This is a genomic window from Micromonospora sp. NPDC002411 (assembly GCF_053592955.1).
In genome coordinates this window covers 1-6,162 of the sequence record NZ_JBSFBM010000371.1, presented here as the reverse complement: position 1 = coordinate 6,162, position 6,162 = coordinate 1, and the positions used below count along the sequence as shown (strand labels likewise).

General features: G+C 70.5%; 5 protein-coding genes and 2 pseudogenes. 2 read left to right on the top strand and 5 right to left on the bottom strand.

What is annotated here, in order from left to right; genetic code table 11:
- Nucleotides 1–1,151 (bottom strand): M1 family metallopeptidase (locus ACWCO3_RS29880; protein WP_450013214.1); only part of this gene is annotated, 1,151 nt, incomplete at its 3' end.
- A 185-nt stretch (nucleotides 1,152–1,336) separates the two neighbouring features.
- Here ACWCO3_RS29880 and ACWCO3_RS29875 point away from each other — a divergent pair.
- The gene (locus ACWCO3_RS29875; RefSeq protein WP_357840512.1) at nucleotides 1,337–2,449 is read left to right on the top strand and encodes a sugar phosphate isomerase/epimerase family protein; all 1,113 of its coding nucleotides are present in this window, start codon (nucleotides 1,337–1,339) and stop codon (nucleotides 2,447–2,449) included.
- A gap of 64 nt (nucleotides 2,450–2,513) precedes the next feature.
- Here ACWCO3_RS29875 and ACWCO3_RS29870 read toward each other — a convergent pair whose 3' ends face one another.
- Complete coding sequence (locus tag ACWCO3_RS29870; RefSeq protein WP_145778969.1) at nucleotides 2,514–3,632, bottom strand: GuaB3 family IMP dehydrogenase-related protein; 1,119 nt, start codon at nucleotides 3,630–3,632, stop codon at nucleotides 2,514–2,516.
- Nucleotides 3,633–3,662: 30 nt separating this feature from the next.
- Nucleotides 3,663–5,225: an IMP dehydrogenase gene (guaB, locus tag ACWCO3_RS29865; RefSeq protein ID WP_145778968.1), complete on the bottom strand. Its 1,563-nt coding sequence runs from the start codon at nucleotides 5,223–5,225 to the stop codon at nucleotides 3,663–3,665.
- 185 nt (nucleotides 5,226–5,410) lie between these two features.
- Here guaB and ACWCO3_RS29860 point away from each other — a divergent pair, with 185 nt between their 5' ends.
- Complete coding sequence (locus ACWCO3_RS29860; RefSeq protein ID WP_145778967.1) at nucleotides 5,411–5,830, top strand: DUF5319 domain-containing protein; 420 nt, start codon at nucleotides 5,411–5,413, stop codon at nucleotides 5,828–5,830.
- Between the two features lie 13 nt (nucleotides 5,831–5,843).
- Here ACWCO3_RS29860 and ACWCO3_RS29855 read toward each other — a convergent pair.
- Both ACWCO3_RS29855 and ACWCO3_RS29850 read right to left on the bottom strand, forming a co-directional pair.
- Nucleotides 5,844–6,059 (bottom strand): annotated as a pseudogene (locus ACWCO3_RS29855) (response regulator transcription factor); the annotation flags it as partial.
- Nucleotides 6,060–6,067: 8 nt separating this feature from the next.
- Nucleotides 6,068–6,162: pseudogene (locus ACWCO3_RS29850) on the bottom strand (glycoside hydrolase family 48 protein); the annotation flags it as partial.

Here is a 6,162-nt window from a genome sequence, read left to right as displayed (position 1 = left end):
GGGCGGGCCCGGAGCCGAGATCCGACGATGCGCACCGCAAGCGGGAGCCCCGCGCAGATCTCGACCAGCCGACGCGCCCCCGAGGAGCCCTCGTTGAGCCAGATGTCGCCCCATCTGGTCAGCGACACGCTGTCACCGAACCACTGGTGGGCCAGCTCGTGCGCGACGACGCCCGGGTTGGGCCGGTCGTCGGCGAAGAAGGCGGGCCCGTAGACGGGGCGCGACTGGGTCTCCAGCGCGTACCCGATGCGCTCGTCGGCGATCACGATCCCGCCGTAGGACTCGAACGGGTACGGCCCGAAGCGGCTGGCCAGGAAGTCGACGATCTCCCCGGTGCGGGCCAGTGAGCTGGCTGCGGCACCGGTCGCCGGCAGGCTCGCCGCCACCGCCGTGACCATCGGCCGGCCGGCGTGGGTGCCGGTCACCACCCGGTAGTCGCCGATCACGAGCGTGCTGAGGTAGCTCGCCATCGGCGTGCGCTCCGACCATCGCCAGGTGGTCCAGCCGTCGGCGCTGCTCTTTGGACCTGGCACCCCGTTGCTCAGTGCGGCCAAACCGTCCGGGACGGTCACCGCGAGGTCGAAGCTGGCCTTGTCCGACGGGTGGTCGTTGACCGGGAACCAGGTGGCCGCCGAGTCGGGTTGCCCGAGCGCGACAGCCCCGTCGGCGGTGTGCAGGAAGCCGCCGCTGCCCAACGACCCGTCCTCGACGGCGGTGGGCACGCCCGCGTAGTCGACGGTCACTGTGAACTGCCGGCCACGTGGGAGCCCGTCGCGTGGGGTCACCACGAGTTCACCGTCGCTGCGGCGGTGGTCGGCCGGCGCGTCGCCCACCCGCACCGTGGCGACGTCCAGGCCGACCAGGTCCAGATTGAAGCGGGACAGGTCCTGTGTGGCCGTGGCGGTGATGACGGCCCGCCCGGTCAGCCGGTCGGTCGGCGGGTCGTAGCGGACGTCGAGGCCGTAGTGCGTGACGTCGTACCCGCCGTTGCCGTGCCCCGGCACGTACGGATCGCCGGCGTCGGCGGCACCGGGCCGGAAACCGTCGCTGTCGCCCGTACAGCCGGCGGTGAGCAGCGCGACCACGCAGGTCAGAGCGGTGGCCGTGGTGGTCAGCCGACCGGCGGCCGGTGTCCGTCGGGTCCGGGCCATGCACACTCCTCCTGCCGCATCGCGGTCAGGACGAGCGTAGTCAGCGCCACCGGTCGCGCGGTCTATATCGACGATCATCAGTCACTTTCGTTGGAACAAACAAAAGTAGTGATCGATCTTCACTTTCTTTCGACTTAGACCGACGTTAGTGTCTGGTCCCGACCACCGTCGCGAAAGGTGGAACCATGCCCGACCACACCGCACCCGACGCCACCCCCACCCCCCGGTTGAGCCGCCGGTCCCTGCTCGCCGCCTCCGCCGGAGCCGCCGCCGCGATCGGCGCGGCCGGCCTGCCGGTCCTCGCCACCGGCACCCCCGCACTCGCCAACCCCAACGCGAGCAAGCTGCGGGTCGAGCCGCTGATCCCGGCCCGCAACCGCGGCATCATCCTCTACAGCGTCCGCGACCGGATCACCGCCGCGCCGGACGACAGCGGGGTGCCCTACGGCTTCGAGCGCGTCCTCGCCCGGCTCGCCGAGATCGGCTACAAGGAGATCGAGTTCGCCGGCTACACGCAGAGCACCGAGATCCTCGGCCGGCAGATCACCCCGGCCGAGATCCGCAAGATCCTCGACGACAACGGCCTGGTCGCCAACGGGACCCACGCCACGATCCAGCCGGCCACCTTCCAGCAACAGCTGGACATCGCCGAGGAACTCGGCATGAAGAACATCGGCACCGGCAGCGACCCGACCAACAGCGCGTACAAGGCCGAGTGGGACGCCGCCGCGGACATCTGGAACGAGTTGGGCAGGCAGGCCAAGGCCCGGGGCATGCGGCTCTACACGCACAACCACGACGCCGCGTACAGCTTCCTGATCGACCGTGGCCCGCGCGACGCGCAGGGCCGGCAGACCCGGTCGTCCGGCATCCGCCGACTCGAATACTTCTTCGAGATCACCGACCCGCGGTACGTCTTCTTCGAGCTCGACATCTACTGGGCCTACGTGGCCCGCTACAAGCACCAGAAGTACGTCAACGGGGCCGGCCAGGAGGTCACCGACCTGTTCGACCCGATCCTCACCGTCGCCGACCGGACCACAAGGTTCCCGCTCTTCCACGCCAAGGACGGCGACCGGGACACCAGCGTCCCCAACGGTCACCAGATGGTCCCGCTCGGCGACGGCGACATCAACTTCCAGCAGTTCTTCCAGACCATCGGCGAGCGCAACTTCCACCACGCCAACTGGGAGATGGACACCGCCCCCGGCGGCGTCGACAACAAGGGCCAGTCGCTCGACTTCGCGGCGAGCAGCTACCGCAACATGTCCGACCTGACCATCTACGTCGAGAAGTGACGCCAGGCTGAACACGACGAAGGCCGGCCCGTACGGGCCGGCCTTCGCACGTTGGTCGGAAGGGTCAGCGGTCGAGGACCAGGCCGACCTTCTGGAACTCCTTCAGGTCGCGGTAGCCGCACTTGGCCATCGCCCGACGCAGCCCACCGAACAGGTTGAGCTGACCGTCGGCCTCGTCCGCCGGCCCGAAGAGCAGCTCCTCCATCGACCCGAGCGGCTCACCGGCAACCTCGAACGCGCCCCGCGGCAACGACGGGTGGCTCGCCGCCGAGTGCCACCAGGCACCACCGGCGGGGGCCTCGTCGCAAAGCGACAGCGGCTCACCGAGCATCACCGCGTCCGCGCCGCACCCCAGCGCCTTGGCGATGTCGCCCGAGGTCTGCATGTCACCGTCGGCGATCAGGTGCACGTACCGGCCACCGGTCTCGTCGAGGTAGTCGCGACGGGCCGCCGCCGCGTCGGCGATCGCGGTGGCCATCGGCACCCGGATGCCCAGCACCGACTCGGTGGTCGACCACTCGTCGCCGCCGATGCCCACGATCACACCGGCCGCGCCGGTACGCATCAGGTGCAGCGCCGTCTTGTAGTCCGTGCAGCCGCCGACGATCACCGGCAGATCCAGGTCGGCGATGAACTCCTTGAGGTTCAACGGCTCGTCGGTGGTCGACACGTGCTCGGCCGAGACGATGGTGCCCTGGATGACCAGGATGTCCACCCCGGCGTCCAGGATCACCGGCGCCAGCGCCAGCGTGTGCTGCGGGGAGACCCGCACCGCCACAGTGCCGCCGCCGGCCCGCAGCTCACGAACCCGCTCGGCGATCAGGTCCGGACGGATCGGCTCGGCGTACACCTCCTGGAGCCGCTTGGTGGCGCGGGCGTCCTCGTCGAGGCCGGCCAGATCCTCCAGCACCTTCGTCGGGTTCTCGTAGCGGGTCCAGAGCCCCTCGACGTTGAGCACGCCGAGGCCGCCGAGCTGACCGAGCCGCACCGCCGAGGCCGGGCTCATGGTGGCATCGGAGGGGTGGCCGACGCACGGAATGCCGAACGGGTACGCGTCGAGCTGCCAGGAGGTGGAGACGTCATCGACGTCCCGGGTGCGGCGGCTCGGCACGATGGCGATGTCGTCCAGGTGGTAACCGCGCTGCGCGGTCTTGCCCAGCCCGATCTCGACCACGTCACGCATGGGGGACTCCAGGTGGTTGGGGGTGGTGGGTCAGCGGGTGTGGTAGTTGGGCGCCTCGACGGTCATCTGGATGTCGTGCGGGTGGCTCTCCTTCAGACCCGCCGCGGTGATCCGGATGAGCTGGCCCCGGCGGTGCAGATCGGGGATGTTCTCCGCACCGGCGTACCCCATGGCCAGCCGCAGCCCGCCGACCAGCTGGTGGGCCACCCGGGACAGCGGCCCCCGGTAGGGAACCTGGCCCTCGACGCCCTCCGGGACGAGCTTGTCGTCGCTGAGCACGTCCTGCTGGAAGTAGCGGTCCTTGCTGTACGACTTGGCCTGGCCCCGGGACTGCATCGCGCCGAGCGACCCCATCCCGCGGTAGGTCTTGAACTGCTTGCCGTTGACGAAGATCAGCTCGCCGGGGCTCTCCTCGCAGCCGGCCAGCAGGCTGCCGAGCATCACCGTGTCGGCGCCAGCCACCAGGGCCTTGGCGATGTCGCCGGAGTATTGGATGCCGCCGTCGCCGATCACCGGCACGCCGGCCGGACGGGCGGCCCTGGCCGCCTCCATGATCGCGGTCACCTGCGGCACGCCGACCCCGGCGACGATCCGGGTGGTGCAGATCGCGCCCGGCCCCACGCCCACCTTGACGCCGTCGGCGCCGGCGTCGACAAGCGCCTTCGCGCCGGCGTACGTGGCCACGTTGCCGCCCATGATGTCGACGGTGACGTCGGCCTTGAGCCTGCGGACCATGTCCAGCACGGCCCGCTGGTGGCCGTGCGCGGTGTCCACGATCAGCACGTCGACGCCCGCGTCGACAAGGGCACGGGCCCGCTTGTACGCGTCCTCGCCGACGCCGATGGCGGCGGCCACCCGGAGGCGACCGGCGTCGTCCTTGCTGGCGTCCGGGTACTGCTCGCTCTTGGTGAAGTCCTTGACGGTGATCAGGCCACGCAGCCGACCCGAGTCGTCGACGATCGGCAGCTTCTCGACCTTGTGCTGACGCAGCAGCGCCAGCGCGTCGTCCTTGCTGACCCCCACCCGGGCGGTGATCAGCGGGGTGTGGGTCATGATCTCGCGGACCGGGGTGTTCGGCTCGGAGACGAAACGCATGTCCCGGTTGGTGACGATGCCGACCAACTGGCCGTCGCCGTCCACCACCGGAACCCCGGAGATGCGGTAACGCCCGCACAGCTCGTCGACCTCGCGCAGCGTGTCGTCCGGGCTGGCGGTCACCGGGTTGGTGATCATGCCGGACTCGGAGCGCTTGACCAGGTCGACCTGGAGCGCCTGGTCCTCCAGGGACAGGTTGCGGTGCAACACGCCGATGCCGCCCTGGCGGGCCATGGCGATCGCCATCCGGGCCTCGGTCACCGTGTCCATCGCGCTGGAGAGCAGCGGAATCGACAACTCGACGTTGCGGGTGAGCTTCGTCCGGGTGTTGACCCGGCTGGGCACCACGTCCGACTCGCCCGGCTGCAACAGCACGTCGTCGAAGGTGAGGCCGAGCGGAACCACCCGGGCGGAGCCGGCCGGCAGCTCGGGCAGGTGGCCGCCCAGGTCGGCGTGCTCGGCGCCGGCCGGAAGATCGGTGCTGGGCGAATTTTCCACGATTGCTCCCCTGAGCTGCTCGGATGGGCTTCAGCGAGGTGGCGCGGGCGGGCACCGGAGCGCGCCACGGTGCCGGCACGTCGCCTCATCGTACCCAGTGAGCTGGGCGACCCGTCCGTGGCGGCCCGGCCCGGCGCGCGGCCGGGGGGCGGACGTCCGCGCCGCGTTGGGTCTACGGTGAAGGGGTGCACGACGAGCCCATCGACCCGTTCAATGGCGACCCGGCCGATCCCACAGCGGATCTGGACGACCCGGGCGATGACGCGACGCCTGATCCACTAACCGACGTCGAGCGGCAGGATGTGCTGGAAGACCTCGCCGACCTGGAGATCTACCAGGCCCTGCTGGCCCCGATCGGGGTTCGCGGGCTGGTGATCGAATGCGAGGACTGTCGAGAGCCGCACTACTTCGACTGGGACCTGCTCCGGGGCAACCTGCGCCACCTGCTCAACTCGGGTCGCCCCCGGGTGCACGAGCCCGCCTACGACCCCGACCCGGACCACTACGTGACCTGGGACTACGCCCGGGGGTACGCCGACGGCGTGCACGACACCCTCTCCGAGGGCACCGAGGACGAGCCGGGCACCCCGACCGCCGCCGGGTGACGCCGCCGTTCGGTCAGGCGACCAGGCCGGCGCGGAAGCCCGCCGCCACCGCGTGCGCCCGGTCCCGCGCGCCGAGCTTGCGGAACAACCGCCGGGCGTGGGTCTTGACGGTGTCCTCCGAGACGAACAGCTCCCGGCCGATCTCCGCGTTGCTCTTGCCCTCGGCCATGCCCAGCAGCACCTGAAGCTCACGCTCGGTGAGGCCGATCGACGCACGGCTCGGGCGGGCGTTCGGGGCATGCTGCCGTAGTCGGCGTACGCCATGGCGACGTCAGCCTGTGCCCAGAACCGGTGGTAGTTGAACTCGGGCTCCGGACCACCGTTCAGGTACG